This is a genomic window from Streptomyces sp. AM6-12 (genome assembly GCF_044327085.1).
In the GTDB taxonomy this organism is placed as follows: Bacteria; Actinomycetota; Actinomycetes; order Streptomycetales; family Streptomycetaceae; genus Streptomyces.
Map to the genome: position 1 here is coordinate 2,141,769 of NZ_JBIQWN010000001.1, position 25,933 is coordinate 2,167,701.

Consider the following 25,933-nt stretch of genomic DNA (forward strand, 5'->3'; position numbering starts at 1 on the left):
CCCCCTGTGGCAGGGGCGCACACCGGACGGGCGCACAGCAGCGGCCTATTCTTCCATGCCGGTGGCCCGGCGCCAAAATCGGCCGGACGAGTGACCGTCCGGGTCCGGTTCCCAGCCCAGGATGGACAGCATTTCGCGGTCCTTCTTGTCGAAGGCCTTCGGGTCGCAGCGCTCGATCAGATCGGGCCGGTTGAGGGTCGTACGGCGCAGGGCCTCGTCGCGGCGCCAGCGGGCGATCTTGCCGTGGTGGCCGCTGAGCAGCACGTCCGGGATGTCCCGGCCGCGCCAGGCGGGCGGCTTGGTGTAGACGGGGCCTTCCAGGAGGTTTGCCATGGCGCCGGGCGCGAAGGAGTCGTCGCGGTGGGACTCGGCGTTGCCGAGGACGCCGGGCAGCAGCCGGGCGACGGCCTCGGTGATGACGAGGACGGCCGCTTCGCCGCCGGCGAGGACGTAATCCCCGATGGAGACCTCGTAGACGGGCATCCGGGTGGCGTACTCGTCGAAGACACGCCGGTCGATGCCCTCGTAGCGGGCCGGTGTGAAGATCAGCCAGGGCCGCTCGGAGAGTTCCACGGCGAGTTCCTGGGTGAAGGGCCGGCCGCTCGGGGTGGGGACGAGCAGCGCGGGGCCGTGGGCGCCGGTCTCGTAGCCGTCGGCGAGGACGGTGTCGAGGGCGTCGCCCCAGGGCTCGGTCTTCATGACCATGCCGGGGCCGCCGCCGTACGGCGTGTCGTCGACCGTGTTGTGCCGGTCGTACGTCCATGCGCGCAGGTCGTGGACGTGCACGGCCAGCTGTCCGCGGTGCCGGGCCTTGCCGACGAGCGAGACGTTCAGGGGGTCCAGGTACTCGGGGAAGATGGTGACGACATCCAGGCGCATTACGCGTCTTCCCCCGGCTGGTCTTCCGTCGGCCGGCCTTCCGAAGACCGGTCTTCCTCCGGCTCGCGGCTGGAGGCGATCTCGGCGCGGTCGTCGATCAGGCCGGGCGGGGGCGTGATGACGGCCTTCTGCTCCTCCAGGTCGATCTCGGCGACGATCTCCTCCACGAAGGGGATCATGACCTCGGTGCCGTCCGGGCGCTCCACGATGAACAGGTCCTGCGAGGGCAGGTGCGAGATCTCGGTGATCCGGCCGACCTCCACGCCGTCCTCGGTGACCACGTCCAGGTCCATGAGCTGATGGTCGTAGTACTCGTCCTCGCCCTCCGGCAGCTCCTCCGGGTCCACGTCGGCGATCAGCAGGGTGTTGCGCAGGGCCTCGGCGCCGGTCCGGTCGGTGACGCCCGCGAAGCGCAGCAGCAGCCGGCCGCTGTGGACGCGGCCCGTCTCGATGGTCAGCGGCCCCGCCGACGCGGGATCCGTGGCGAGGACGGCGCCGGGGGCCAGCCTCAGCTCCGGCTCGTCCGTACGTACCTCGACGGTGACCTCGCCCTTGATGCCATGGGCACGGCCGACCCGTGCGACTACCAGCTGCACCGTTCCAATTCTCCTGTCATCTGCTGCGCATGTCCTGCTCGTACGACCGCGCTGTACGGCTGCGTCGTACGACCGCGTTGTACGACTGCTGCGGATACGACTGCGGGCCGGGGACGGCCCAGTGGCCCTCCCCGGCCCGAGCCGGTTGCGATGAAGCGTCAGCGGACGTTGTCCACGTCGACCAGGTCGACGCGGACACCGCGACCGCCGATGGCGCCCACGACGGTACGCAGAGCGCGCGCGGTGCGACCGTTGCGACCGATCACCTTGCCGAGGTCGTCGGGGTGGACCCGGACCTCGAGCACGCGCCCGCGGCGCAGGTTGCGCGAGGCGACCTGCACATCGTCAGGGTTGTCGACGATGCCCTTCACGAGGTGCTCAAGCGCCTCTTCGAGCATGCTGCTCAGGCCTCGGTCGACTCGGACTCAGCCGCGGCCTCGTCCTTCTTCTCAGCCTTCTTCTTCTGGGTGATGGCCTCACCCTTGGCGTCGTCGTCGCCACCGAGGGCGTCGAACGACGGACGGGCCGGCTTGGGCTCGGCGACGAGCAGCGGCGCGGGAGCCGGCTCGCCCTTGAACTTCTGCCAGTCGCCGGTCTTCTTCAGGATGGCGAGGACCGGCTCGGTCGGCTGGGCGCCGACGCCGAGCCAGTACGCCACGCGGTCGGCGTCCACCTCGATGACCGACGGGTTGTAGGTCGGGTGGTACTTGCCGATCTCCTCGATGGCCCGGCCGTCACGGCGGGTACGGGAGTCGGCGACGACGATGCGGTAGTGAGGCGAACGGATCTTGCCCAGACGCTTCAGCTTGATCTTGACTGCCACGGGAGTGGAATCTCCTGGTTTTGACGTGGGTGGGGCACGGCGCGTTGCCGCGTGGGGTTGCGGTACCCGTGTGCCCGACGGACGCGTCAGCCGGAGGAGAGAGGGGTCCTGTGCGGCTGTCGAGTACAGCCATCCATTCTGCCATACCCGGCGGACCCCTCCGGGCCGGGGTGCGCGTCCCGCGGCATCGCAGCCCGCGCCCGCTGGCCTGGGGTGCCGACGGGCGCGGTGCGGGGTCGTGGTGTGGGGTCCGGCACCCACGAGATGCCGGGGTGGAGGGTCAGGCGGCGCCTGACATTTCCGGGATGCGGAAGGGTTTGCCGCAGCCGCCGCAGACGATGGGTGCCTGGGCGAGGACGGAGGGGACCACACGGACGTTGCGACCGCACTCGCAGACGGCCTTGACGCGGACACCGCCGCCGGAGGAGCCATGGCGGGCGGCGGGACCCCGGAAGGTGCGGGAGGTGTCCTCCGTGGTGGCCGCCGAGTGCGCCTTGAGGGCGCGCTGGAGGCGCTCGATGGTCGGGCGGTAGCGCCGCTTCGCCTCGGGGTTGAGCGTGACCAGGGAGAAGCCGCTGCTGGGATGCGGTTCCTCGGGGTGGTCCAGGCCCAGCTCCTCGGCGATCGAGAGGAACCGTCGGTTGTGGTAGCGGCCGGCACGGGAGGTGTCGCGGACCCCGCGCGCGGCGGCGATGCCGTGGACTGCCTCATGGAGCAGCCGTTCGAAGGAGAGTTCGTGTCCGCAGGCGGAGGACGACTCTCCGATCAGGGACTCTGGCGCGGCGAGATCCGGCAGATCGGGGTGGTACCGCTGAATGTCGGCCCACGCCTGTGCCAGCTCTGCGGCGAGAACAGGTGGTGTCTGTGTCGTGCTCACGTAATGACAACGAGCGGGGGGCACGCTGTGTTCCTATTCCGGGGCATCCCAAATAATTTGCACGTACCCGTCAGTTGGCACTGATGCGTCCTGACGAGGGCGCGTGCGCCGATGTGCGGAGGAAGCCTCACAGCTCATCACAAGCCGGTGCGTAGGTGGCACTACGATTCGCCCAGTAGGCCCTGTCACGACGGTGGCCCGTGGCGGCGCAAGAGGCGATTCGGCCGCTCTCGGATTCCGGCCTCGTCTTCGGTCGGCGCCGCGACGGTCGCGACGTTACCGTGCGCGACCGCACCGCCCGGCACCGGCCCGTCCTCCGGTGTGATCACCGTAAGCACAGCGGGGTTGCCGGGATGTGAATTCTCGCCACACCGGCCCACCGCGGCCAAGCAGGCGCCCTCGACCCCTGGACGGCACCGCGAGGCGGGGGTTACCTGGCATACGTGAGTCGTCGCGAGGGCGGCGGGCACGGGGGCCACACAACCGGACGCAGCGGCGAACCGTCGGCGGATGGGGGCGCTTATCCATGACAGCTTCGCTCGTACGGCGGTATCCGCCGCACGTGGAACCCACAGCCCACGAGGAAGCGGAGGCACGCGCGCGCGACTGGGCCGAGATCCAGGAACGGATGCTCGTCCCGCTCCACGAGGCCGTGTACGAACGGCTCGACGTGGGCCCGGACACCCGTCTGTTCGGCCTGCGCTGCGGCTCCGGCCTCGCCCTTCTCCTGGCGGCCGCCCGCGGCGCCGCCGTCACCGGCACCGATCCCTCCCCCGAACTGCTCGCCCTCGCCCGCGAGCGGCTGCGCCCACCGGACGGCGGCGCCCCGCGCGCGGAACTCGGCCACGGCTCCCCCGCGGACACCGGAACCGCCGGATCGTACGACCTGATCACCGCACTCGACCCGATCCGCTGCCCCTCCGGCGATCCTCAGGAGTTCGCGGCCCTGCTCGCACAGGTCCTCCCCCGCACCGCCCCCGGTACCGCCGTGGTGCTCGCCGGCTGGGGTCCGCAGGAACGTTGCACCACCTCCAGCGTGCTCCGCGTCGCGGCGAAACTGGCTGATCCTTTGCGCAGTACCGGTGGCTGGCGCCCGGCCCGGCGGGACGACCTGGAGGAGGCCGCCCAGCGGGCGGGGCTGCGCCCGGACGGCTCCGGGCGGGTCTCCTGCCCGTTCGGATACGCCGACCCGGACAGCGCGGTGCGCGGACTGCTGTCGACCGGTCTGTTCGACGCGGCGATCGCGGCGACCGACGCCAAGCAGGTCGACAAGGAGCTGACGGAGGCCCTGCACCCGTACCGCCGCGCGGACGGCACGGTCTGGATGCCCAACGTCTTCCGCTATCTGATCGCGCGCGTCCCCTGAACCCGGTGAACCCGACAGGCCCGGCGGAGCCGGTGGACCCGGCTCACCGTGCCTCCTCGGGGTCCTTGGCCAGCCGGGTGATCCCGGCGATGCGGTACGCGTCCGCCTCCTCCAGCGTCTCGTGCTCCAGCAGCGCCCGCGCCAGCGCGTCCAGCTGGCCGCGGTGGTCCTGGAGTTTGCGCAGCGCCTCCTCGTAGCAGTCGTCCACGATCCGCCGCATCTCGGTGTCGATCACATCGAGCGTGCCCGGCGCCGCCGCGAGCCCGTACGCCTGCTGGGCGTCGCTCGGCAGCGCGGACAGCCGGCCGACCCGCTCGCTCATGCCCCAGCGGGCCACCATCGCGCGGGCGATGTTCGTCACCTGTTCGAGGTCGCTCTCCGCGCCCGTGGTGACCACGCCGTAGACGACCTCCTCCGCGGCCATGCCACCCAGCGCACCGATGATCCGACCGCGCAGGTACTCCTCCGAATGGGCGTAGCGCTCCACCTCGGGCGTGGACATCGTCACCCCGAGCGCCCGGCCGCGCGGCACGATGGTGATCTTGCGAACGGGGTCCGCGCCCGGCTGGAGCATGCCGAGCAGCGCGTGGCCGCTCTCGTGGTACGCCGTACGCCGCCGGTCCTCCTCCGGCATCACCAGGGTCCGCTCGGCACCCAGCTGGACCTTCTCCAGCGCCTCGGAGAGATTCGCGCCGGTCACCCGGTCCTGCTTCCGTTTGACCGCGAGCAGCGCCGCCTCGTTGGCCAGATTGGCGAGGTCCGCGCCCGTCATACCGGGGGTCGCGCGCGCCAGCCGGGCCAGGTCCACGTCCGGCTCCAGCGGCACGTCCCGCGTGTGGATGCGCAGGATCGCCTCACGGCCGGCACGGTCCGGCGGGGCCACCGTGACCACCCGGTCGAAGCGGCCGGGGCGGGTCAGCGCCGGGTCCAGGATGTCGGCGCGGTTGGTCGCCGCGATGACGATCACGCCCTCCGAGCCCGAGAAGCCGTCCATCTCGGTGAGGATCTGGTTGAGCGTCTGCTCCCGCTCGTCGTGCCCGCTCATGGCCGTACTGCCGCTGCGCGCCCGGCCGATGGTGTCGATCTCGTCGATGAAGATGATCGACGGCGCCACCTTGCGGGCCTCCGCGAACAGCTCGCGCACCCGCGACGCGCCGACACCGACGATCATCTCGATGAACTCCGACGCCGAGGCGGAGAAGAACGGCACCCCGGCCTCGCCCGCCACCGCCCGCGCGAGCAGTGTCTTCCCGGTGCCGGGCGGGCCCGCGAGCAGCACGCCCCGAGGCAGCTTGGCGCCCATCCTGCGGTAGGCGTCCGGGTGCTCCAGGAAGTCCACCACGTCGTCCAGCTCGCCCTTGACCTCGTCGATCCCGGCCACGTCCGCGAACGTCGTGCGCCGCGCGTCCGGCTCGGGCCCCACCGGCTTGGGCGGTGCCCGGCGCCCGAACAGACCGCCCGCGCCGGGCAGCGCGCCGCCGAGCCGCCGGGCGAAGAAGACCCACACCGCGACCAGGACCAGGATCGGGATCAGGGAGAGCAGCAGATTGGAGACGAAGCTGCGCTCCTGCACCACCGGCCGGGCGGTCACCGTGACGCCATGACTGCTCAGGTTCTGCCACAACCGGTCGTCCGCGAAGGCGGGGCGCTGCGTCTTGAACCGGGTGTACCGGCCGCCGCCCTCGGGGTTGTTCCGGGCGGTCTTCAACTGGCCCTGGATGGCGTCGCCCTTGGAGTAGATCGTGGCGACATTGCCCTCGGAGACCTGCCGGCTGAACTCGGTGTAGGAGATCGTCGGCTGATTGGCCTGGCCGAGGTAGTTCAGGCCGAAATAGGCCAGCAGGAAGACGATCACCGCGGTGACGAGGAGCCCCCACCACTTCCCGCCCCGCAGCCCTCCCCCACCGGAGCGCCGGGGCCCGTCGGGGGTGCCCTCGGCGCGCCACGGCTGCTCCGGGTCCTTGCGCGGGGGCGGCGCGTTGCTCATATAGGGACGTTAAGACAGATACCGGCGCACGGCACATGCTGAAGGGCGCCCCCCGGAAACAGGGGGCGCCCTTCAGCGTCGTACAGCCGTCATGTCCATCAGACGGCGGTCGTCATGTCATACGACCATGTCGTACGACCGTCAGCCCATGAACTTCTTGAACTCGTCCGGCAGCTCGAACTCCTCGGAGCCCTGCTGGGGCAGCTGGAAGGCGTTGCCGGCCTGGGCCGCCGCGGCCTCGCGGCGCTGGGCCTCCTCCAGCTCCTGCTGCCTGCGCTTCATCGGGTTGCCGGAGCGCTGCTTGCCCTTGGCCTTCTTCTGCTGCTTCTTCTGCCGGCCGGGGCCGCCGCCCATGCCCGGAATCCCCGGCATGCCCGGCATCCCGCCGCCCTGGGCCATCCGGGACATCATCTTGCGGGCCTCGAAGAACCGCTCGACCAGGCCCTTCACGGCGCTGACCTCGACGCCGGATCCCTTGGCGATACGGGCGCGGCGGGAGCCGTTGATGATCGTCGGGTCCTGGCGCTCGGCCGGGGTCATCGACTTGATGATCGCGGCGGTGCGGTCGACGTCGCGCTCGTCGATGTTCTGGATCTGGTCCTTGATCTGGCCCATGCCGGGCAGCATGCCGAGCAGCTTGCTGATCGAGCCCATCTTCCTGACCTGTTCCATCTGGGACAGGAAGTCGTCCAGGGTGAAGTCCTGGCCCTTCTTGGACGCCAGCTTGGAGGCCATCTTGGCGGCCTCTTCCTGGCTGAAGGTCTTCTCCGCCTGCTCGATCAGGGTGAGCAGGTCACCCATGTCGAGGATGCGGGAGGCCATCCGGTCCGGGTGGAACGCGTCGAAGTCGTCCAGCTTCTCGCCGTTCGACGCGAACATGATCGGCTTGCCGGTGATCTGCCGGATGGACAGCGCGGCACCACCGCGGGCGTCGCCGTCGAGCTTGGAGAGGACCACGCCGTCGAAGCCGACGCCGTCGCGGAACGCCTCGGCCGTGTTGACGGCGTCCTGGCCGATCATCGCATCGACGACGAAGAGGATCTCGTCCGGGGAGACCGCGTCGCGGATGTCCGCGGCCTGCTGCATCATCTCCTGGTCGATGCCCAGACGGCCGGCGGTGTCCACGATCACGATGTCGTGGACCTTGGACTTCGCGAACTCGATGGAGTCCTTGGCGACCTTGACCGGGTCGCCGACGCCGTTGCCCGGCTCCGGCGCGTACACGGCGACGCCCGCGCGCTCGGCGACGACGCTGAGCTGGTTGACCGCGTTGGGGCGCTGGAGGTCGCAGGCGACCAGCAGCGGGGAGTGACCCTGCTCCTTCAGCCAGCGGCCGAGCTTGCCCGCGAGGGTGGTCTTACCGGCACCCTGGAGACCCGCGAGCATGATCACGGTGGGCGGCTGCTTGGCGAAGCGCAGGCGCCGGGTCTCGCCACCGAGGATGGTCACCAGCTCGTCGTTGACGATCTTCACGATCTGCTGGGCGGGGTTCAGCGCCTTGGAGACCTCGGCGCCGAGGGCACGTTCCTTGACGTTCTTGATGAACGTGCGGACGACCGGAAGGGCCACGTCCGCTTCGAGGAGCGCGATGCGGATCTCGCGTGCCGTGGCGTCGATGTCCGCCTCGGACAACCGGCCCTTGCCGCGGAGGTTTTTGAAAGTCGCGCTGAGGCGGTCGGAGAGGGTATCGAACACGGTGGCGTCGGTCCTCGGGGTCGGAGGGATCTGGGCTGCCCTCCAGGGTATCCGGCCCGGCAGGGCATCAGTCCCCGCCCGTCGCATTCCCGGTGCGCGTCACGGTGTCCGCAGCGTCTCCTCCAGTGCCCTCGCCACCGAGGCCGCGTCCTGTTCCGGCAGGGGCTCGCCCGTGCCCGTCGTCACGTAGAAGGCGTCGACCGCGTTGGCGCCGAGTGTCGAGACGTGCATGCTGCGGACCCGGACGCCCGCCTTCTCCAGGGCGGTGCCGATGCGGTGCAGCAGGCCGGGGGCGTCCTGGGCGCGGACCTCGATCACGGTGGCGTGGTGGGAGGCGGCGGGGGCGACCGTCACGCGCGGCGGCGGGGCGAGCAGGCCCCGGCGCCTCGGGTAGGCGGCGTCGCGCTCGGCGAGACGGCCGGCGATGTCGAGGGAGCCGTCCAGGGCGCGCACCAGGTCGGCGCGGAGCCGGGTGGCCTCGGGCAGGGAGCCGTACTCGGCGGCGACCCGCCAGTCGAGCAGCAGCACCGGGCCGTCGCCGTCGTGCACGCCCCGCGGCAGCCGCAGGGTGCGCAGCTCGGCGGTGCGCACGGTGAGCCGGTGCATGGCGAGGACCCCGGCGACGGCGGGCAGCACGGCGCTCTGGTCGGGAACGGCGATGAGCAGCTCGACGCCGAGGGGCTCGGGCGCGCCGGGCGGTTCGTCGGCGGGCACCGGCTCGCTGCGGGCGCGCACGGCGAGGACCGGGCCGCCGGTACGGAACGCCTCGACGGCCAGGCGTTCCTGTTCGGCGGTGGGCGGGGTGGGCGCGGGTTCGTCCGGGACGTCGCCGGCCAGCAGCGCGCCGACGCGGCGGACCAGGTCGGCGACGAGGGAGCCGCGCCAGGTGGACCAGGCGGCGGGGCCGGTGGCGAGGGCGTCGGCCTCGGTGAGGGCGTGCAGGAGTTCCAGGGTGCCCTGGGTGCCGACGGCGTCGGCGACGGAGCGGACGGTGGCGGGGTCGTCCAGGTCGCGGCGGGTGGCCGTGTCGATCAGCAGGAGATGGTGGCGGACCAGCGTGGACAGGACGGCGGCGTCCTCGGGGTCGAAGCCGATGCGGGTGGCCACGTCCTTGGCGATGATCTCGCCGGCCACCGAGTGATCGCCGGGCCAGCCCTTGCCGATGTCGTGCAGGAGCGCGGCGACGAGGAGCAGGTCGGGGCGGTGGACGTGCCGGGTGAGGGCGGCGGCGCGGACGGCGGTCTCGATCAGGTGGCGGTCGACGGTCCAGATGTGGACGGCGTTGCGCTGGGGGCGGCAGCGGACCCGTTCCCAGTCCGGGAGGAGCCTGCTGATCAGCCCCTCGGCCTCCAGCGCCTCCCACACCTCGACGGTGGGGCGGCCGGAGCCGAGCAGGGTGACCAGTTGTTCGCGGGCCTCGGCGGGCCAGGGAGTGGGCAGCGGGCGGGCGGTCGCGGCCAGGCGGCGTACGGCGTACCGGGAGACCGGGAGGCCGGCCTGGGCGGCGGCGGCCGCGGCGCGCAGCGGGAGCACCGGGTCGCGTTCGGGGCGGGCGGCGCGGGCGAGGACCACCTCGCCGTCCTGTTCGACCACGCCCTCGGCCAGCGGGGATCGCTCGGCCACCTGTTTCCCGCCGCCCAGCATGGCGCGCAGGCGCGGCCGTACGGCGCGTGAGCGCAGCACGCGCCCCACCTCGCGCCAGGTGACGTCACCGGCGTAGGAGATGACGCGGGCCGCCTCGTAGACCTGCCGGAGCAGGGCGTCGGCGTCGAGCAGGCCCAGTTCGGCCGCTACCTGGTCCTGTTCCTGGAGGGCGAGCCGGTCGGTGGCGCGGCCGGTGCTCAGATGGAGGGCGTCGCGGACGTCGAGCAGGGTGCGGCGGGCCTCGGACAGGCCCTCGCGGGGGGCGTCGGCGAGCCAGGAGGCGGCGACGGCGCGCAGCGCGGTGGCGTCGCGCAGGCCGCCGCGGGCCTCCTTGAGGTCGGGTTCCAGGAGGAACCGCAACTCGCCCTGGCGGTCAGCGCGTTCGTCGCACAGCTCCTTCAGCTCGGGCAGCCGTTTGGGGGCCTGGTTGCGCCAGTCGGCGAGGACGGCGGTGCGCAGTCCGGCGGTCAGGCCGAGGTCGCCGGCGAGATGGCGGGCGTCCAGCAGGCCGAGCTGGACCTTGAGGTCCTCGCCGGCCGTCCTGCGGGCCTCGGCGAGAGTGCGGACGGAGTGGTCGAGGTCGAGGCCAAGGTCCCAGACGGGGTACCAGAGGCGGTCGGCGACGGCGGCGACGGCGGCGGGGTCGGAGCCGTCGTGCAGCAGCAGGAGGTCGAGGTCGCTGCGCGGGGACAGCTCCCCGCGGCCGTAGCCGCCGACGGCGACGAGCGAGATGCTCCGGGACCGGCCCGCCGCGGCGGTGAAGAGGGCGGCGAGCCAGCCGTCGGTCAGTTCGGCGAGGGCGGCGCGGCGCGGCGGCCCGGTCCGCGCCCCCTCGGTGAGGAGACGCAGCCGGGCCGCCGCGTAGCCGCTGGGTTCCGGGCCTTCGGCCGCTGTCCGCTCATCCGTTCCCGTCACCCGGCGACTCCCGTTCCGTTCGGTTTCCTGGGCTGGGCCTGGGTTTCCAGGCCTGATGTCGAAGGCGTCAGAGGGCGTCCGGGCCGCGTTCCCCGGTGCGGACGCGTACGGCCGTCTCGACCGGGACCGACCAGACCTTGCCGTCGCCGATCTTGCCGGTGCGGGCCGCCTTGACGATGGTCTCGATCAGTTCCTCGGCGTCGTCGTCCTCGGTGAGGACCTCGATGCGGATCTTGGGGACCAGGTCGACGGTGTACTCCGCGCCGCGGTAGACCTCGGTGTGGCCCCGCTGCCGGCCGTAGCCGCTGGCCTCGGTGACCGTCAGTCCGTGGACGCCGAAGGACTGAAGGGCTTCCTTGATCTCGTCGAGCCGGTACGGCTTGACGACGGCCGTGATGAGCTTCATGCGTCCACCTTCTTGGTCTGCTTCCCGCTCTTGCTGTCGTCCTGATTCTCCGGCCGCTTGCCGGCGGCTGCGGAGAGGGCGGAGCCGAGTACGCCGCCGCCGGCGCCGCTGAAGTCGTAGGCGCTCTCGGCGTGCTGGGCGCGGTCGATGCCGGAGACCTCCTCGTCCTGGGTGACGCGCATCCCGATGGTCTTGTCGAGGAGGAAGGCGAGGACCGCGGAGACGATCAGGGAGTAGGCGAGGACGGCGCCGACGCCGGCGCACTGCTTCCACAGCTGGGTGAAGGAGTGGTCGCCGTAGAAGACGCCGGTGGCGGTGGACTGGCCCGTGCCGCTGGCGAAGAAGCCGATGAGGAGGGAGCCGATGATGCCGCCGACCATGTGGACGCCGACGACGTCGAGGGAGTCGTCGTAGCCGAAGCGGAACTTCAGTCCGACGGCCGCGGCGCAGGCGACACCGGCGATGGCGCCGACGGCGATCGCGCCGAGCGGGGTGACGGCGCCGCCGGAGGGGGTGATGGCGACGAGGCCGGCCACCGCGCCGGAGGCGGCGCCGAGGGTGGTGCAGGCGCCGTGCCGGATCTTCTCGTAGCCGAGCCAGGCGAGCATGGCGGCGGCGGTGGCGATCTGGGTGTTGACGAACATCAGGGGGCCGACGCCGTCGTCGTTGCCGAGCCAGGAGCCGGCGTTGAAGCCGAACCAGCCGAACCACAGCAGACCGGAACCGAGCATGACCAGGGGCAGGCTGTGCGGGCGCATCGGGTCCTTCTTGAAGCCGACGCGCTTGCCGATGACCAGGATGACGCCGAGCCCCGCGGCGCCGGCGTTGATGTGGACCGCCGTACCGCCGGCGAAGTCGATCACGCCCAGCTTGTAGGCCCAGCCGCCGGCGCCCCAGACCCAGTGGGCGACCGGGAAGTAGACCAGGGTGGCCCACAGCACGAGGAAGACGGCCCAGGCGCTGAATTTCACCCGGTCGGCGAGGGCGCCGCTGATCAGGGCCGGTGTGATGATCGCGAACATCATCTGGAAGACGGCGAAGACGAAGACCGGGATGGTGTAGCCGGGCCACAGGTCCGTCTTGCCGATGCCGGTCCAGCCGACGTAGCCGGAGCTCCAGCCGATCAGGGAGCCGTGGTCCGTGCCGAAGCTCATCGAGAAGCCGTAGAGCACCCACAGGATGGTGACGATGCCCATGCTGATGAAGCTCATCATCAGCATGTTCAGGGTGCTCTTGACCCGGACCATGCCTCCGTAGAAGAAGGCCAGGCCCGGCGTCATGAGCAGCACCAGGGCGGAAGCAATGAGCATGAAGCCTGTGTTGGCGGACGACAGTTTGGGTGCGTCCGCCGCAAGCATGATGGCTGGGGCCATCGGCGTCTCCTCGTCGGTCTGGGCGCCCCGTGCGGGCGGTGCCTCAGCGGTCCGGTGGGGTGGCGTGGGGGCCGGTTATGCGCCAGAGACTGACGGAGCACCGTTTCCACGGAGGCCACCCGTTGTTTCACCGGGGTGACGAAGACGACCCGTGTGTTACGCGTGCATGAACCGGCCGCGGCGCGGGCCTCTCGATGACCTGGCGTTGGGGGAGCCGAGTCGGGCGGTTCGGGAGGTCCGGCCGCGGCCGGGGTTTCGGGGCGGGGTCCGGGTCAGACGGCCTCGGACTCGGGGAGGTCGACGGCGAGCTGTTCGGCGAGGTCGACCACGGCGGCGAGGTCGCCGTGGTCCCGCACGGCCGTGCCGACCGTCTTTCGGATACGGGTGTTCACGCGCTCGGAGCGGACCTTCTTGGCCACGGTCATCGCCCGCGAGGCGAACTCGGTGCCGGCCTCGGGCTCGCCCTGGAGCAGATGCACGGTGGCCATGCCGATCAGATTGAGGGCGTACGACCGCTGGTGCTCGCCGTCCTTGGCGAACAGGTCCACCGCGCGGCGCATCAGCGGCTCGGCGAGGGAGGCGTAGGCGGGGCTGCGGCCCGCGTGGTAGGCGAGGTCGCGGAAGGAGTGGGAGTTCTCCGCGTACAGCTCGGCCTCGGAGAAGAACCGGATCCAGTCGGGGTCCGGTTCGTCCCACTCCTGTGCCTCGGCGAAGGTGTCCTCGGCCATCCGCACCGCGCGATTGGTCCGCCCGGGCTGGCCCATGTTGGCGTAGGCGCGGGCCTCCATCGCATACAGCATGGCCTGGGTGCGCGGCCCGGCACAGTCGCGGCTGCCGTACTGGGCGAGGTGGATCAGCTCCAGGGCGTCGTCGGGCCGGCCGAGGTGGATCATCTGGCGGCTCATGCTGGAGAGGATGTACGAGCCGAGCGGCCGGTCCCCGGCCTCCTTGGCGGCGTGCAGCGCGAGGACGAAGTACTTCTGCGCGGTGGGCTGGAGCCCGACGTCGTACGACATCCAGCCGGCGAGTTCGGCCAGTTCGGCGGCGACCTTGAACAGCTTGCGGGTGGTGGCCTCGGGCTGGGGTTCCTGGAGCAGGTCGGTGACCTCGTGCAGCTGGCCGACGACGGCCTTGCGGCGCAGACCGCCGCCGCACTGGGCGTCCCACTGGCGGAACATCCGGGTGGTGGACTCCAGCAGGTCCAGCTCCGGCCTGGACAGGCGGCCGGGCCGGCGGGAGTCGGCGGGGGACTCGGGGGCGGGCGCGGCCGGGGTGCCGGGGGTGGGCACGAGCCAGCGCTGCATGGGCTCGATCAGGGAGGGGCCCGCGGACAGCGCGAGGGAGGTGCCGAGGAAGCCGCGCCGGGCGAGCATCAGGTCGCTGCGGGAGAACTCGCCGAGCTGGGCGACGGTCTGCGGGCCGGTCCAGGGCAGGTCCACACCGGAGGCGGCGGTCGACTGGCGGGCGGCGCGCAGGCCCAGGTCCTCGATGGAGACCACGCAGCCGAAGCGCTCGGAGAACAGCTCGGAGAGGATGCGCGGGATCGGTTCGCGCGGGTTCTCGCCGTCCAGCCAGCGGCGCACGCGGGAGGTGTCGGTGGAGATGTGGTTGGCGCCCAACTGGCGGGCCCTGCGGTTCACTTGGCGGGCCAGCTCGCCCTTGGACCAGCCGCTGCGCACGAACCACGAGCCGAGCAGCTCATTGGGGCGCTTGTCAGCGTTTGTCCCGCTTCCGCCATTGCCGCCCACTGGAACGCCCCCATCCCTGAGACCTCTTGCCGCCTGAGTGCGCCAAGCCCTATCAGAATGCCGGTAAACACGGCCCGGCGTCCCCCGGTTCCCAGCCTTCGAACGCGATACCGAGCCGTTCTCGGGCCCTTTTCGGGTTACCGCCGAGTCGCTTCCGGGTTGCCCCCGGCATACCCACGGGCGCATGTGCCCCGAGGATTTCGCACACTCACAGTAACCCCGTGATCACCGGCCCGGCCACGCGGATCAGAGAAACGCCACCATTCGCCACCCCTTCGAATGAACTCCCGGTCCGTCCCACGCGATTCACTTGACACAGGACGAACGGAAGCGGGCGGAGTGATGCGCAAAGGGGCGCATGAATCCCGGCGTGCCACCCGACATGCTTCAAAGCGCCGCCCCGGTTCCGTCACGGCCGGGGCATGCGGAGCCGTAGCGTTACGTTCCGCTTCCGTCTCGTTCCGTGTCGTAACCACCGGCGCGCTGGACCCGTTGGAGGGGGCATGGGCTTCACGATCGGCGGCATTCGCGAGATCCGCTCCGGCACGCGTCGGCGTGGCCGGCCGGCGGAGTGCACCACCGTCGCCGAGTTCACCGGGCTCTGGGGCTGGGACGTGGTGCCGGGTGCCCGGGCCGCGGCGGGCGCCTGCTCCTGCGGCTTCGCGGAGTGTCCCGAGCCGGGTGCGCATCCGCTCGGCTTCGCGCCCGAGGTGCCGGCCGGGGCCACGCTGGACGAGGTGACCAAGGCGTGGGCGGAGTTCCCCGGCGCCTCGGTGCTGCTGCCGGTGGGCCGCGCGTTCGACGTGGTGGAGGTCTCCGAGCCGGCCGGCCGGCGCGCCCTGGTCCGGCTGGAGCGGATGGGGCTGCCGCTGGGTCCGGTGGCCGTGACCCCCGAGGGCCGGGCCCAGTTCTTCGTGGCCACCGGCGCTGCGGCCGAGCTGCCCCGGCTGCTGTACCGCATGGGCTGGGACGACCCGCGCGCCCTGGATCTGCGCGGGCTCGGGCCGGGCGCGTACATCACCGCGCCGCCCAGCGACCGGGGCGGCCGGGGTCCGGTGCGCTGGCTGCGCCCGCCCGCCCTGGACTCCGCGACCCGTCCCCCGGCGGCCCGGCTGCTGCTGGGGACGCTGGCGTATGTGGCGCACCGGTCGGGGTCGCGGGCGTGAGGCGGCGGCAGGAAGACGGCCGGAGGCCGGAAAGCGCCTGAAGAGGGAACGACCGGAAGGCGCCGGCAGAAGAAGGCCGGAAGACACTCGCGGACGGCGGTCGGAAAGAGCGAAGTGCCCGTCCTCAACTGCACCTTGAGGGCGGGCACTTCTTCACGCCGAGGGGGGTGAATTTACCCCCTCAGTCTCCGATCAGCGCGTCCACGAACGCCTCCGGCTCGAACGGCGCCAGGTCGTCCGCGCCCTCGCCGAGCCCGATCAGCTTGACCGGCACGCCCAGCTCGCGCTGGACCGCGACCACGATGCCGCCCTTGGCGGTGCCGTCCAGCTTGGTCAGCACGATGCCGGTGATGTCCACGACCTCCGCGAACACCCGCGCCTGCACCAGGCCGTTCTGCCCGGTGGTGGCGTCCAGGACCAGCAGCACCTCGTCCAGCGGCGCGTGCTTCTCGACCACCCGCTTGACCTTGCCCAGCTCGTCCATGAGACCGGTCTTGGTGTGCAGCCTGCCCGCGGTGTCGATGAGGACGACGTCGACCCCCATCTCCTTGCCCTCCTTCACCGCGTCGAAGGCCACGGAGGCGGGGTCGCCGCCCTCCGGACCGCGCACGGTGTAGGCGCCGACCCGCTCGCCCCAGGTCTGGAGCTGGTCGGCGGCGGCGGCACGGAAGGTGTCGGCGGCGCCGAGCACCACGCTGCGGCCGTCGGCGACCAGGACGCGGGCGAGCTTGCCGGTGGTGGTGGTCTTGCCGGTGCCGTTGACGCCGACGACCATGACGATGCCGGGCTTGCGGTCGGCGGGCTCGGTCTTCACGGTGCGGTCGACATCGGTGCCGACCAGCTTGAGCAGCTCCTCGCGGAGCAGGCCGCGCAGTTCCTCGGGGGTTCGGGTGCCGAGCACCTTGACGCGCTCGCGCAGGCCCTCGACCAGCTCCTGGGTGGGCTGCACGCCGACGTCGGCGGTGAGCAGGGTGTCCTCGATCTCCTCCCAGGTGTCGTCGTCCAGGTGCTCGCGCGAGAGCAGCGTGAGCAGGCCCTTGCCGAGGGCGTTCTGGGAGCGGGACAGGCGGGTGCGGAGCCGGACGAGCCGGCCCGCGGTGGGCTCCGGGATCTCGATCTCGGGAGCCTCGACGGTGGGTGCGGGAGGCTCCTCTACGACGACCGGCGGGCCGCCCGGGAGATCCACCTCCTCGATCGTCCGGCGCGGTTCGTCGCGCGGCGTCTCGGCCTCTTCGCCGACATGCGGCTCGGCCGGGGGCGCGGTGATGTCGGGCGCCTTCGGGGGCGGCGGGGGCAGCGACTTCCGGCGTCGGCTGCCCACGATCAGCCCGCCGAGCGCACCGAGCACGACCACGGCGATGACTACAGCAAGGATGACGGTTTCCATAACGCGTCCCAGTATCGGCCATGGGTTCCGCCGGGACCGGGCTTGTGGCATCCTCCGAGAGACAAACGCCACGTTTGGCGAGGAGTCGGAGCAAAGTACGATGGTCCGGGCTGCGTTGACGCGCGTAGAGTCCGACCGTCCCCTTTCCCCATCTCTAGGGCACCTTTCCCCATGAGCAAAACCGTCGAGACCGAAGGCGCTCTCGAGACCCGCGGCATCGAGCAGGTCCCGGACCACGAGCGGACCGGCCGGACCCGTGAGCTGTTCCCGACCTGGGTCGGCGCCAACATCAGCGTGCTGCTGCTGACGATGGGCGCGAGCCTCGTCGTGGCGTACCACCTGAACATCTGGCAGGCGCTGGTCGTCGCCGTGGCGGCGCCCGTCGTGTCGTACGGCCTCGTCGGTCTGATCGGCATCGCCGGCAAGCGGGGCGGGGCGCCGGGCATGGCGCTGTCCCGCGCGGTGTTCGGACAGCGGGGCAACCTGCTGCCGGGCTCGCTGATCTGGGTGGCCCGCTGGGGCTGGGAGACGATCAACGCGGTGACCGGCGCCTACGCCATGCTCTCCATCCTGGACATCCTGTTCGGGATCAAGGGGAACAGCGTCCTGGACATGGTGACACTGCTGGTGTTCGTGGTGGCGACCTTCGCGATCTCCGGGCTCGGCATCAACGCCGTGCAGAAGTGCAACAAGTACGCCACCTACTTCTTCGGCGCCTTCTCGGTGCTGGTCCTGGTCTACCTGGCGGTGAAGACGGACTGGTCGAAGGTGATGGACCACAGCGCCGGTTCCACGGCCGCGGTGATCACCGGCATCGGCATGATCGCGGCCGGTGGCGTCAGCTGGATCCCGACGGCCCCGGACTTCACCCGCTACCTGCCGCGCACGGCCTCCTCCAAGGCGATCGTGGGTACGGCGGTCGGCGGCGCCGGGGTGGTCGTACTGCCGATGGTCCTGATGGGCGCGGTGATGGCGGTCGCCACTCCGGACCTGGCCTCGGCCACCGACCCGGTGTCCTTCCTGGGCAAGATCCTGCCGACGTGGATCGCGGTGCCGTACCTGTTCATCGCGCTGGTCGGCATGCTGCTGATCAACTCGATGTCGATGTACTCGGCGGGCTTCACCGCACAGACCCTCGGCTTCAAGGTGCCGCGGCACTGGGCGGTGTCGGTCAACGCCGTGATCTCGCTGGTCTTCGGCGGCGTGCTGATGCTGGTGGCGACGAGCTTCATGGGCTCCTTCATCGCCTTCCTCTCCTTGCTCGCGGTCGCGTTCTCCGCGTGGGTCGGCGTGTTCGGCGCGGACATGCTGCGCCGCACGGAGTACGACGGCCGGGCCATGGCCGACACCACGCGCACCAGCGCCTACTGGTACAAGGGCGGCTTCTCCCCCGCCGCCGTGGCCGCCTGGGCGATCGGCCTGGTCTCGGGCCTGCTGTTCACCACCTCGGACTGGTTCACCGGTCCGCTGGCCAAGAACAACGTCATCGGCCAGTACGGCCTCGGCTGGGTCGCGACGATCGTGATCTCGGGCGTGCTGTACATGGTGCTGCCGAAGCCGGGCGTCGAGGCTCCGGCGGACGCCGCGGAGACGGCCGGGTCCGCCGGGTCCGCCCCCGCCGCCAGCCCCACCGGCGAGCAGGCGACCGCCGCGGTCTGACCGGCGCTCGACGGGTTCAGTGGCCGCTCTTGTACGGGGCGGAACGCTACTGCCCTGCCCGGCACCTGACGGTATGTCAGCCACTTGCCCCCTCCGACGCCTCGCGTCGGAGGGGGTTTTGGCATGTCTCGGCGGCGGCGGGCTGAGCCGCGAGGATCTCCTCGAACGCGGTGCGGGAGCTGACGCCGGGGGGCGGACGTCAGGGCCGGCCCAGGTGGCCCCCTGCCCCGCGGGCGCGTTGGCGTTCGTACTGCTGTGGCGCACGCCGCGTCGGCGATGACGGCGGCCACCGAGAAGGACGCGTGGAACGGCCGTCGAGCCGACCGGGCGCTCCGAGGGGATGCAGGTGTGCGCCGGCAACCAGGAGCTCGTGGAGCGCGCGGACCTGGTGATCGTCGCCGTACGCGGTCAGGACCGGCACGAGGCGCCGGCCGGTGTGCGGGTGGGCGGTGACACGGCCGTCGTCCATGTGATGGCCGGGGTCGCTCACGACGAGCTGCGGCGGACCCTCGCCATCGAGGTGCCGAGGGTGCGGACGCTTCCGCTGCCCGCGGTGCGCGAGCGCCGGTCGGTCACGGTGGTGCACCCGTCGCACCTGGACGCGTGTTCGAGGGGATGGGCGGTGTGCTCCCCCGTCGCGGACGAGTCCGCCTTCGACGTCCTCTCGGCGCTGACGGGACCCTGACCACGCACTGCGCGTATCTCGCCGCGCTCACCTCGTGGGCCGCCGACCAGGGGCATCCCCGGCCGACGCCGAGCGGTACGACCGGGGCCTCTTCCAGGGCGCCGGGCGGGCGGGTGAAAGCCCTCGCCCCCGGACCGGGCAGTGGCCGGTCCGGGGGCGAGGGGAGATACGGGGAGAGGGGCAGCGGGGTCTGAAGGCCCTTCTCCCCGGGCTCGGGGACGCCTCGGGGTTACGGGGCTCAGCCCATCTCCTCCAGGGCCTTGCCCTTCGTCTCCTTGACGAACTTCAGGACGAAGGGGATGGAGAGGGCGGCGAACACCGTGTAGATGATGTACGTGCCGGAGAGGTTCCAGTCGGCCAGCGACGGGAAGCTCGCGGTGATCGCCCAGTTGGCGATCCACTGGGCGGCGGCGGCCACGCCCAGCGCGGCGGCGCGGAGCCGGTTCGGGAACATCTCGCCGAGCATGACCCAGACGACCACACCCCAGGACAGGGCGAAGAAGAGGACGAAGACGTGCGCCGCGATCAGGGCGACCCAGCCCTGGGTGGCAGGCAGCTTGCCGTCGACCAGGTGGTACGAGAACGCCCAGGCTTCCAGCGCCAGGCCGACGACCATACCGGTCGAGCCGATGAGCGCGAGCGGCTTGCGGCCGATCCGGTCCACGAAGATCATCGCGATCACGGTGCCGATGATGTTGATGATGGACGTGGTGAAGGAGTAGAAGAACGAGTCCGTCGGGTCGACGCCGACCGACTGCCACAGCGTCGAGGAGTAGTAGAACGCGACGTTGATGCCGACGAACTGCTGGAAGACCGACAGGCCGATGCCGACCCAGACGATCGGCTTGAAGAAGAAGCCGCCGCCCAGCAGGTCCTTGAAGGTGGAGCGGTGCTCGCTGCGCATCGCGTGCTCGATGTCGGCGACGCGCTTGTCCAGGTCGGCGCCCTTGCCCTCGACCTCGGCCAGGATCTCCTTGGCGCGCTCGCGCTTGCCGACGGACAGCAGGAAGCGCGGGGACTCCGGGATGGCGAAGGACAGCAGGCCGTACAGGGCGGCCGGGATCACCATGACGCCCAGCATGACCTGCCATGCCTCCAGGCCCATGAGGTGGCCGCGCTGGTTGCCGCCGGCGGCGTTCAGCAGGCCCCAGTTGACGAGCTGGGAGATGGCGATGCCGACGACGATCGCGGCCTGCTGGAAGGAGCCGAGCCGGCCGCGGTAGGCGGGCGGGGCGACCTCGGCGATGTAGGCGGGGCCGATCACGGAGGCCATGCCGATGGCGAATCCGCCGACGATGCGCCAGAAGGCGAGGTCCCACAGCGCGAAGGGCAGCGCGGAGCCGACGGCGCTGATCGTGAACAGCACGGCCGCGATCTGCATGCAGCGGATACGGCCGATCCGGTCGGCTATCCGGCCCGCGGTGGCGGCGCCGATGGCGCAGCCGATCAGGGCGATGGCGATGACCTGCGCGAGCCCGGCGGAGCCGATGTCGTAGCGGTCGCGGATGGCCTCGACGGCGCCGTTGATGACGGAGCTGTCGTAGCCGAAGAGGAAGCCGCCCATGGCCGCGGCCGCGGCGATGAAGATGACGTGCCCGAGATGTTCGGGATGAGCCGTCCCGGCTCCTGACTGAGGTGCCTGCGCTGTGCTGGTCACGTGAAACTCCTCGGGCCACGGCAACGCTGCCGGGGTGGGGTGAGCCCTTCCAGGTCTCCAGTGGCGCATACGTTCGCGCTACTTACACCTGAAGGAAAAAAGCAACGTTGCAGAGACTATGCCTTCAACTTTCGAAGTCAATAGGGGGAATGCTGTGAGTTAGGAGATACAGCACCTCGCTCCGTGTTCAAGAAATGAACAGGGAGTGAGGTGATCTTGATCGACGGTTGCAGTGGATCTTGAAATGGGTCAGCGCAGACGCTGCGAGATGACCTTCGACACACCGTCGCCCTGCATCGAGACGCCGTACAACGCGTCGGCCACCTCCATCGTGCGCTTCTGGTGCGTGATCACGATGAGCTGCGAGGACTCCTGCAACTCCTGCATGATCCGGATCAGCCGCTGGAGGTTGGTGTCGTCCAGGGCCGCCTCGACCTCGTCCATCACATAGAAGGGACTCGGCCGGGCCTTGAAGATCGACACCAGCAGCGCGACGGCCGTCAGCGACCGCTCGCCGCCCGAGAGCAGCGACAGCCGCTTGACCTTCTTGCCCGGCGGCCGCGCCTCGACGTCGACGCCCGTGGTGAGCATGTTGCCGGGGTCGGTGAGCACGAGCCTGCCCTCGCCGCCGGGGAACAGCCTGGCGAAGACGCCCTCGAACTCGCGTGCGGTGTCCCGGTAGGCCTCGGTGAAGACCTGCTCGACCCGCTCGTCGACCTCCTTCACCACTTGGAGCAGATCGGCGCGGGTCTTCTTCAGGTCCTCCAGCTGCTCGCTGAGGAACTTGTGCCGCTCCTCCAGCGCCGCGAACTCCTCCAGGGCCAGCGGATTGACCTTGCCGAGCTGCTGGTACGCCCGCTCGGCCGCCTTGAGCCGCTTCTCCTGCTCGGCCCGCACGAAGGGGCGCGGCTGGTTGCGGGGGTGGTCCGGGTCCTGAGGCAGCGCCTCGCCGTCGGCGGGGGGCGAGGGCGGCACGAGCTGGTGCGGCCCGTACTCCGTCTCCAGCCCCGCGGGTTCGACACCCAGCTCCTCCAGCGCCCTGGTCTCCAGCTGCTCGATCCGCAGCCGCTTCTCGGCGCCGAGTACCTCACCGCGGTGGACCGAATCCGTCAACTTGTCGAGTTCCGACTTCAGTTCACGTCCGGCGGTGCGGGCGGCGGCCAGTTCCTGCTCACGCCGGGCCTTCGCGGCCTCGGCGGCGGCGCGCTCCCGGTCGGCGCGGACGAGGGAGACCTCGACGTGCGCCAGCAGCTGCCGGGCGCCGTCGGCCACGGCCCGCGCGACCGCCGCCTCGTGGCGCAGCCGGGCCCGGCGCTGCTCGGCCCGCGCCCGCGCCTCGCGCTCCGCGCGGGCGGCGCGGTCGAGGGAGTCGGCGCGGCCGGCCAGCCCCTTGACCCGCTCCTCGTGGGTACGGACCTGGAGCCGGGCCTCCATCTCGGTCTGCCGCGCGTTGGCGCCGTCGGCGGAGAGCCGGTCGCGCACCGCGGTGTCCGGCTCCTCCTCGACCGGCGTCTCCTCGGCGACGGCGAGCCGCTCCGCCAGTTCCCCGGCCTCCGCCACGGCCTTGTCCAGCGCGTCCTGCGCCCGTGCGGCAGCGGCGGCGGAGCGCTCGGCCTCACCGGCGGCGGCGCGGGCCTCGCCCGCGAGGCGGCCGAGCCGCTGGGCGACGGTGGACTTCTCGCGGTCGGCCGCCCGGCGCCGTTCGCCCAGCTCCTCCACGAGGGCGGCGGCCGCGGTACGGCGTTCCGTCGCGCTGTTCTCCTCTTCGGCCAGCTCGGCGCAGCGGACGGACAGCTCCGCGAGTTCGGCGGCGGCTTCGTCCACGGAGGCCTGGACCTCCAGCAGGCTGGGGGCGCCGGCGGAGCCGCCGTGGGCGAAGTGGGCGCCGAGGAGGTCGCCGTCGGCGGTGACGGCGGTGAGGTGGGGGTGCGAGCGGATGAGGTCTTCGGCGGCGTCCAGGGTGTCGACGACGATGGTGTCGCGGAGGAGTCCGCGGAGGGCGGGCATCAGCTCGTCGGGGGCGCGGACGAGGTTTTCGGCGGGGATCGGTCCACTGCCGGTCGCGGGTGCTTCGTGGTCGCTCGCGCGGTGGAAGCCGCATGCCGGACAGCGCCCCGCGCCCCGTTGCGGCGCGTCTTCGGGGCCGGTGATGAGCAGGGCCGCCCGGCCGCCGTCCTGTTTGCGCAGCAGGCGGAGGGCATCGGCGGCCGCAGTCGGGTTGGTCACGGCGAGGGCGTCGGCGGCGGCGCCGAGGGCGGCGGCGAGGGGGATCTCGTAGCCGGGGGTGATGGTCAGGAGTTCCGCCGCCGGGCCGAGCAGGCCGGTGAGGGTCGAGCGGGCGTCGAGCAGTATGCCGGTGCCGTCCTTGCGGCGCAGGCCCAGGGCCAGGGCGTCGTGGCGGGCCTGGGTCGCGGCGCGGCGGCGCTCGGCGACGGTGGTGGCCTGACGGGCGGCGGTCAGGGCGGCCTCGGCGTCGGCCAGCTGCCGTTTCGCGGCCTCGTGACACCCGGTCAGGTCGGTGTCGTCCGCGTCGAGGCCGTCGACCTCGGCCTGGAGCGCCTCGTACTCCTCCTGGGCGCGCACTGCGCGGTCCTGGGCCTCGTCGCGGGCCGTGGCCAGCCGGTCGATCTCGGCCTGGGCGGCGGCGGCGCGCGAACGGGCCGCGCCCACCTGGCCGTTCAGCCGGGCCAGGCCCTCGCGGCGGTCGGCGATGGCGCGGGCCACGTCCTTGAGCCGGCGTTCCTCGACGGCCAGTGCCCGCTCCAGTTCGGCGCGGTGCGCGACCGTGTCGTCCAGGGCGTGCCGGGCCGCTTCCAGGGCGGCCTCCAGTTCGGCCTCCTGCTCGCGGACGCGGGCGGCCTCGCGCTCCAGGTCCTCGGGGTCGCGGCCGCGGCGCTCCTCGGGCGGTGCGGAGGTGGCGCTGGTGACCCTGGCGTCGGCCAGCGAGATGGTGCCGCGCACCCGCTCGGCCAGCTGGGACAGCTCGTACCAGGTCTGCTGGGCGCGCTGGAGGCGGGGCGCGAGCCGCCGTACCTCGTCCTCCAGGACGGACTCGCGGTGCAGGGCCTTGCGCAGCTCCTGCTCGGCGGCCTCCTTGCGTTCCTTGAGCGCGGCCTCGTCGGCGATCTCGGCGTCGAGCGCCTGGCGCAGCCGTACGAGGTCGTCGGCGAGCAGCCGCAGCCGGGCGTCGCGCAGGTCGGCCTGGATGACGGCGGCCCGGCGGGCCACCGCCGCCTGGCGGCCGAGGGGCTTGAGCTGGCGGCGCAGTTCGTCGGTGAGGTCCTGGACGCGGGCGAGGTTGGCCTGCATCGCGTCGAGTTTCCGCAGCGCCTTCTCCTTGCGCCTGCGGTGCTTGAGGACGCCGGCCGCCTCCTCGATGAAGGCGCGGCGGCCCATCGGATCGGCGTGCAGTACCGAGTCCAGCTGGCCCTGGCCGACGATGACGTGCATCTCGCGGCCGATACCGGAGTCGGAGAGCAGTTCCTGGATGTCGAGGAGGCGGCAGGTGTCGCCGTTGATCTGGTATTCGCTGCCGCCGTTGCGGAACATGATCCGCGTGATGGTGACCTCGGCGTACTCGATGGGCAGCGCCCCGTCGGAGTTGTCGATGGTCAAGGACACCTCGGCGCGGCCCAGCGGGGGGCGGCCGGTGGTGCCGGCGAAGATGACGTCCTCCATCTTGCCGCCGCGCAGCGACTTCGCGCCCTGCTCGCCCATGACCCAGCTCAGCGCGTCCACCACATTGGACTTGCCCGAGCCGTTCGGTCCGACGACGCAGGTGATTCCGGGTTCGAACCGGAGGGTGGTCGCGGAGGCGAACGACTTGAAGCCGCGCAGGGTCAGGGCCTTGAGGTGCACGCCGCTGGACTCTACCGGCCGCCGCTGTCTCACTCCATGAACGCCGGCGACCGCGGTTTCACTCCTGGACGCGCAGGGCACACCAGATGTTGAAGATGGTGAAAGGATGCGCGGGGGAAGAAAGAAGGGACGCCGAAGCGTCCCTTGCGATTCTGATGGACGGCCCCGGATGCCGGTCGTCCGATCTGTCGAGCGGTTGATACGGGCTGCCCAACCGCTGCCGTTGTCAGCGATGCAGCGATCAGGTGAGCGCAGGCTCCGCCTGGTGTGCGTCGATGCTCTCCATGATCCTGTCCTGAGAAGCGGCAGCCGTCAGCGCGTCGTTCTCCGCCTGGATCCTGACCAGCTCGGACTCCAGGTCCTGTACACGCTGCTGAAGCCGTCGCATCTCGGCGAGGAGTCGAGGGTCGGAGCCGCCGACGTAACCGAGAAGCGCCTTTGCCATGATGGATGGTCCTCCACACTGAGTGACCGACCGATGCGGTGTGGGTCGTGAGGGATTCGCACCCGCGGTGCTTGGCACATCCGAGTGTTGCTCTGCTGTTGTTCTCATGCCAAACAGCTAAGGTGCGCGGGGCTTTCAGCGTCTCACCAAAAAGTTTGACGGTCAACACGATCACACCCCGTATTGGCGGGCGAACCGGGGCGCGCGGCCGGAAAAGCACGGCGGCGCAGCGAGTCATCCGGGCCCTGGGGCGCAGCGATCAGCTGTACCTGCGGAGCCTGCCACGCTACGCCCTTCTTGGCAACCACCAGGCCGTTTCCACTCCCGGCCGGCGCGGGCGGGGGCGCGGCGGCCGGGGCCGGGCGGCTTCGGCTCAGCGGATCGCGAAGCTGTCGTAGCCGCCGCGGGGTGTGTCCCAGATCTCGGTGACGCCGTCCACCCGGCCGGGCGTGTCGGCCCCCTGGAGCCAGTCGAGCAGCCCCTCGCAGCGGTCGCGGGCGCCCTCCGCGACGACCTGGACCCGGCCGTCCGCCAAATTGAGAGCAAAACCACTCAAGCCGCCGATCTCCAGCGCCTTGGCACGGGTGAACCAGCGGAATCCCACGCCCTGCACGTGTCCGCGCACCCAGGCGATCAGTCGAACATCCTCACTCATGGGGGCAACCTAACCGTCGGGTGTCGTTCGGGACACATCGCCCTCGGAGGGCATGAGGTACCGTCCGCACGCGGGCGCCTCTCCGGGGAAATCCACTCGATCGAGTGGGTTG

At 71.4% G+C, this 25,933-nt stretch carries 20 protein-coding genes; 4 read left to right on the plus strand and 16 right to left on the minus strand.

The genetic code is table 11. The annotated features are described in order from the left end of the window. Nucleotides 1-45 precede the first annotated feature (45 nt). The 5 genes from trmD to ACE4Q9_RS09500 form a co-directional block, all read right to left on the minus strand. Complete coding sequence (gene trmD / locus ACE4Q9_RS09480) at nt 46-879, minus strand: tRNA (guanosine(37)-N1)-methyltransferase TrmD (protein WP_397983798.1); 834 nt, start codon at nt 877-879, stop codon at nt 46-48. Beyond that, nucleotides 879-1,475, minus strand: a complete 597-nt coding sequence (gene rimM, locus ACE4Q9_RS09485; RefSeq protein WP_397983799.1) for a ribosome maturation factor RimM — start codon at nt 1,473-1,475, stop codon at nt 879-881. The genes trmD and rimM overlap by 1 nt, the downstream gene beginning before the upstream one ends. Before the next feature lie 158 nt (nt 1,476-1,633). After that, nucleotides 1,634-1,873: an RNA-binding protein gene (locus ACE4Q9_RS09490; RefSeq protein ID WP_029385578.1), complete on the minus strand. Its 240-nt coding sequence runs from the start codon at nt 1,871-1,873 to the stop codon at nt 1,634-1,636. A 5-nt stretch (nt 1,874-1,878) separates the two neighbouring features. Continuing rightward, on the minus strand, nt 1,879-2,298 hold the full coding sequence (gene rpsP / locus ACE4Q9_RS09495; RefSeq protein WP_145485580.1) for a 30S ribosomal protein S16: 420 nt from the start codon (nt 2,296-2,298) through the stop codon (nt 1,879-1,881). 280 nt (nt 2,299-2,578) lie between these two features. Further along, complete coding sequence (locus ACE4Q9_RS09500) at nt 2,579-3,175, minus strand: hypothetical protein (protein WP_397983800.1); 597 nt, start codon at nt 3,173-3,175, stop codon at nt 2,579-2,581. A 526-nt stretch (nt 3,176-3,701) separates the two neighbouring features. Here ACE4Q9_RS09500 and ACE4Q9_RS09505 point away from each other — a divergent pair. Next, nucleotides 3,702-4,541: a class I SAM-dependent methyltransferase gene (locus ACE4Q9_RS09505; RefSeq protein ID WP_397983801.1), complete on the plus strand. Its 840-nt coding sequence runs from the start codon at nt 3,702-3,704 to the stop codon at nt 4,539-4,541. A 43-nt stretch (nt 4,542-4,584) separates the two neighbouring features. Here the strand turns inward: ACE4Q9_RS09505 and ftsH are convergent, their stop codons facing one another. From ftsH to ACE4Q9_RS09535, 6 genes are all read right to left on the minus strand, one after another. After that, nucleotides 4,585-6,528: an ATP-dependent zinc metalloprotease FtsH gene (gene ftsH, locus ACE4Q9_RS09510; RefSeq protein ID WP_397983802.1), complete on the minus strand. Its 1,944-nt coding sequence runs from the start codon at nt 6,526-6,528 to the stop codon at nt 4,585-4,587. A gap of 141 nt (nt 6,529-6,669) precedes the next feature. Continuing rightward, nucleotides 6,670-8,223: a signal recognition particle protein gene (gene ffh / locus ACE4Q9_RS09515; RefSeq protein ID WP_397983803.1), complete on the minus strand. Its 1,554-nt coding sequence runs from the start codon at nt 8,221-8,223 to the stop codon at nt 6,670-6,672. Between the two features lie 99 nt (nt 8,224-8,322). Next, a complete protein-coding gene (locus tag ACE4Q9_RS09520; protein ID WP_397983804.1) occupies nt 8,323-10,782 on the minus strand; it encodes a [protein-PII] uridylyltransferase in 2,460 nt (819 codons plus the stop codon). A gap of 67 nt (nt 10,783-10,849) precedes the next feature. Continuing rightward, on the minus strand, nt 10,850-11,188 hold the full coding sequence (locus ACE4Q9_RS09525; protein ID WP_397983805.1) for a P-II family nitrogen regulator: 339 nt from the start codon (nt 11,186-11,188) through the stop codon (nt 10,850-10,852). Further along, complete coding sequence (locus tag ACE4Q9_RS09530; protein ID WP_397983806.1) at nt 11,185-12,561, minus strand: ammonium transporter; 1,377 nt, start codon at nt 12,559-12,561, stop codon at nt 11,185-11,187. Before ACE4Q9_RS09530 ends, ACE4Q9_RS09525 begins: the two co-directional genes overlap by 4 nt. A 272-nt stretch (nt 12,562-12,833) precedes the next feature. Next, nucleotides 12,834-14,309 carry a hypothetical protein gene (locus ACE4Q9_RS09535; protein ID WP_397983807.1) on the minus strand — a complete coding sequence of 492 codons (1,476 nt, stop codon included), beginning with the start codon at nt 14,307-14,309 and terminating at the stop codon, nt 12,834-12,836. Between the two features lie 503 nt (nt 14,310-14,812). On the opposite strand from ACE4Q9_RS09535, the gene ACE4Q9_RS09540 reads away from it, so the two are divergent. Further along, complete coding sequence (locus ACE4Q9_RS09540) at nt 14,813-15,475, plus strand: bifunctional DNA primase/polymerase (RefSeq protein WP_397983808.1); 663 nt, start codon at nt 14,813-14,815, stop codon at nt 15,473-15,475. A 181-nt stretch (nt 15,476-15,656) separates the two neighbouring features. On the opposite strand, the gene ftsY is transcribed toward ACE4Q9_RS09540, so the two are convergent. After that, nucleotides 15,657-16,862 (minus strand): signal recognition particle-docking protein FtsY, encoded by a 1,206-nt coding sequence (gene ftsY / locus ACE4Q9_RS09545; protein WP_397983809.1) that lies wholly within the window; start codon nt 16,860-16,862, stop codon nt 15,657-15,659. A gap of 171 nt (nt 16,863-17,033) precedes the next feature. Here ftsY and ACE4Q9_RS09550 point away from each other — a divergent pair, with 171 nt between their 5' ends. Continuing rightward, nucleotides 17,034-18,521: a cytosine permease gene (locus ACE4Q9_RS09550; RefSeq protein WP_397983810.1), complete on the plus strand. Its 1,488-nt coding sequence runs from the start codon at nt 17,034-17,036 to the stop codon at nt 18,519-18,521. Between the two features lie 346 nt (nt 18,522-18,867). Continuing rightward, on the plus strand, nt 18,868-19,206 hold the full coding sequence (locus tag ACE4Q9_RS09555; protein WP_397983811.1) for a hypothetical protein: 339 nt from the start codon (nt 18,868-18,870) through the stop codon (nt 19,204-19,206). A gap of 238 nt (nt 19,207-19,444) precedes the next feature. On the opposite strand, the gene ACE4Q9_RS09560 is transcribed toward ACE4Q9_RS09555, so the two are convergent. The 4 genes from ACE4Q9_RS09560 to ACE4Q9_RS09575 all read right to left on the minus strand — a co-directional run bounded on the left by ACE4Q9_RS09560 (nt 19,445) and on the right by ACE4Q9_RS09575 (nt 25,821). Continuing rightward, a complete protein-coding gene (locus tag ACE4Q9_RS09560; RefSeq protein ID WP_397983812.1) occupies nt 19,445-20,863 on the minus strand; it encodes a sugar porter family MFS transporter in 1,419 nt (472 codons plus the stop codon). Nucleotides 20,864-21,112: 249 nt separating this feature from the next. Beyond that, nucleotides 21,113-24,721 carry a chromosome segregation protein SMC gene (gene smc / locus ACE4Q9_RS09565; protein ID WP_397983813.1) on the minus strand — a complete coding sequence of 1,203 codons (3,609 nt, stop codon included), beginning with the start codon at nt 24,719-24,721 and terminating at the stop codon, nt 21,113-21,115. A 241-nt stretch (nt 24,722-24,962) separates the two neighbouring features. After that, complete coding sequence (locus ACE4Q9_RS09570; protein WP_023546484.1) at nt 24,963-25,166, minus strand: hypothetical protein; 204 nt, start codon at nt 25,164-25,166, stop codon at nt 24,963-24,965. Between the two features lie 373 nt (nt 25,167-25,539). After that, nucleotides 25,540-25,821 (minus strand): acylphosphatase, encoded by a 282-nt coding sequence (locus ACE4Q9_RS09575; RefSeq protein ID WP_397983814.1) that lies wholly within the window; start codon nt 25,819-25,821, stop codon nt 25,540-25,542. Nucleotides 25,822-25,933: the final 112 nt, after the last annotated feature.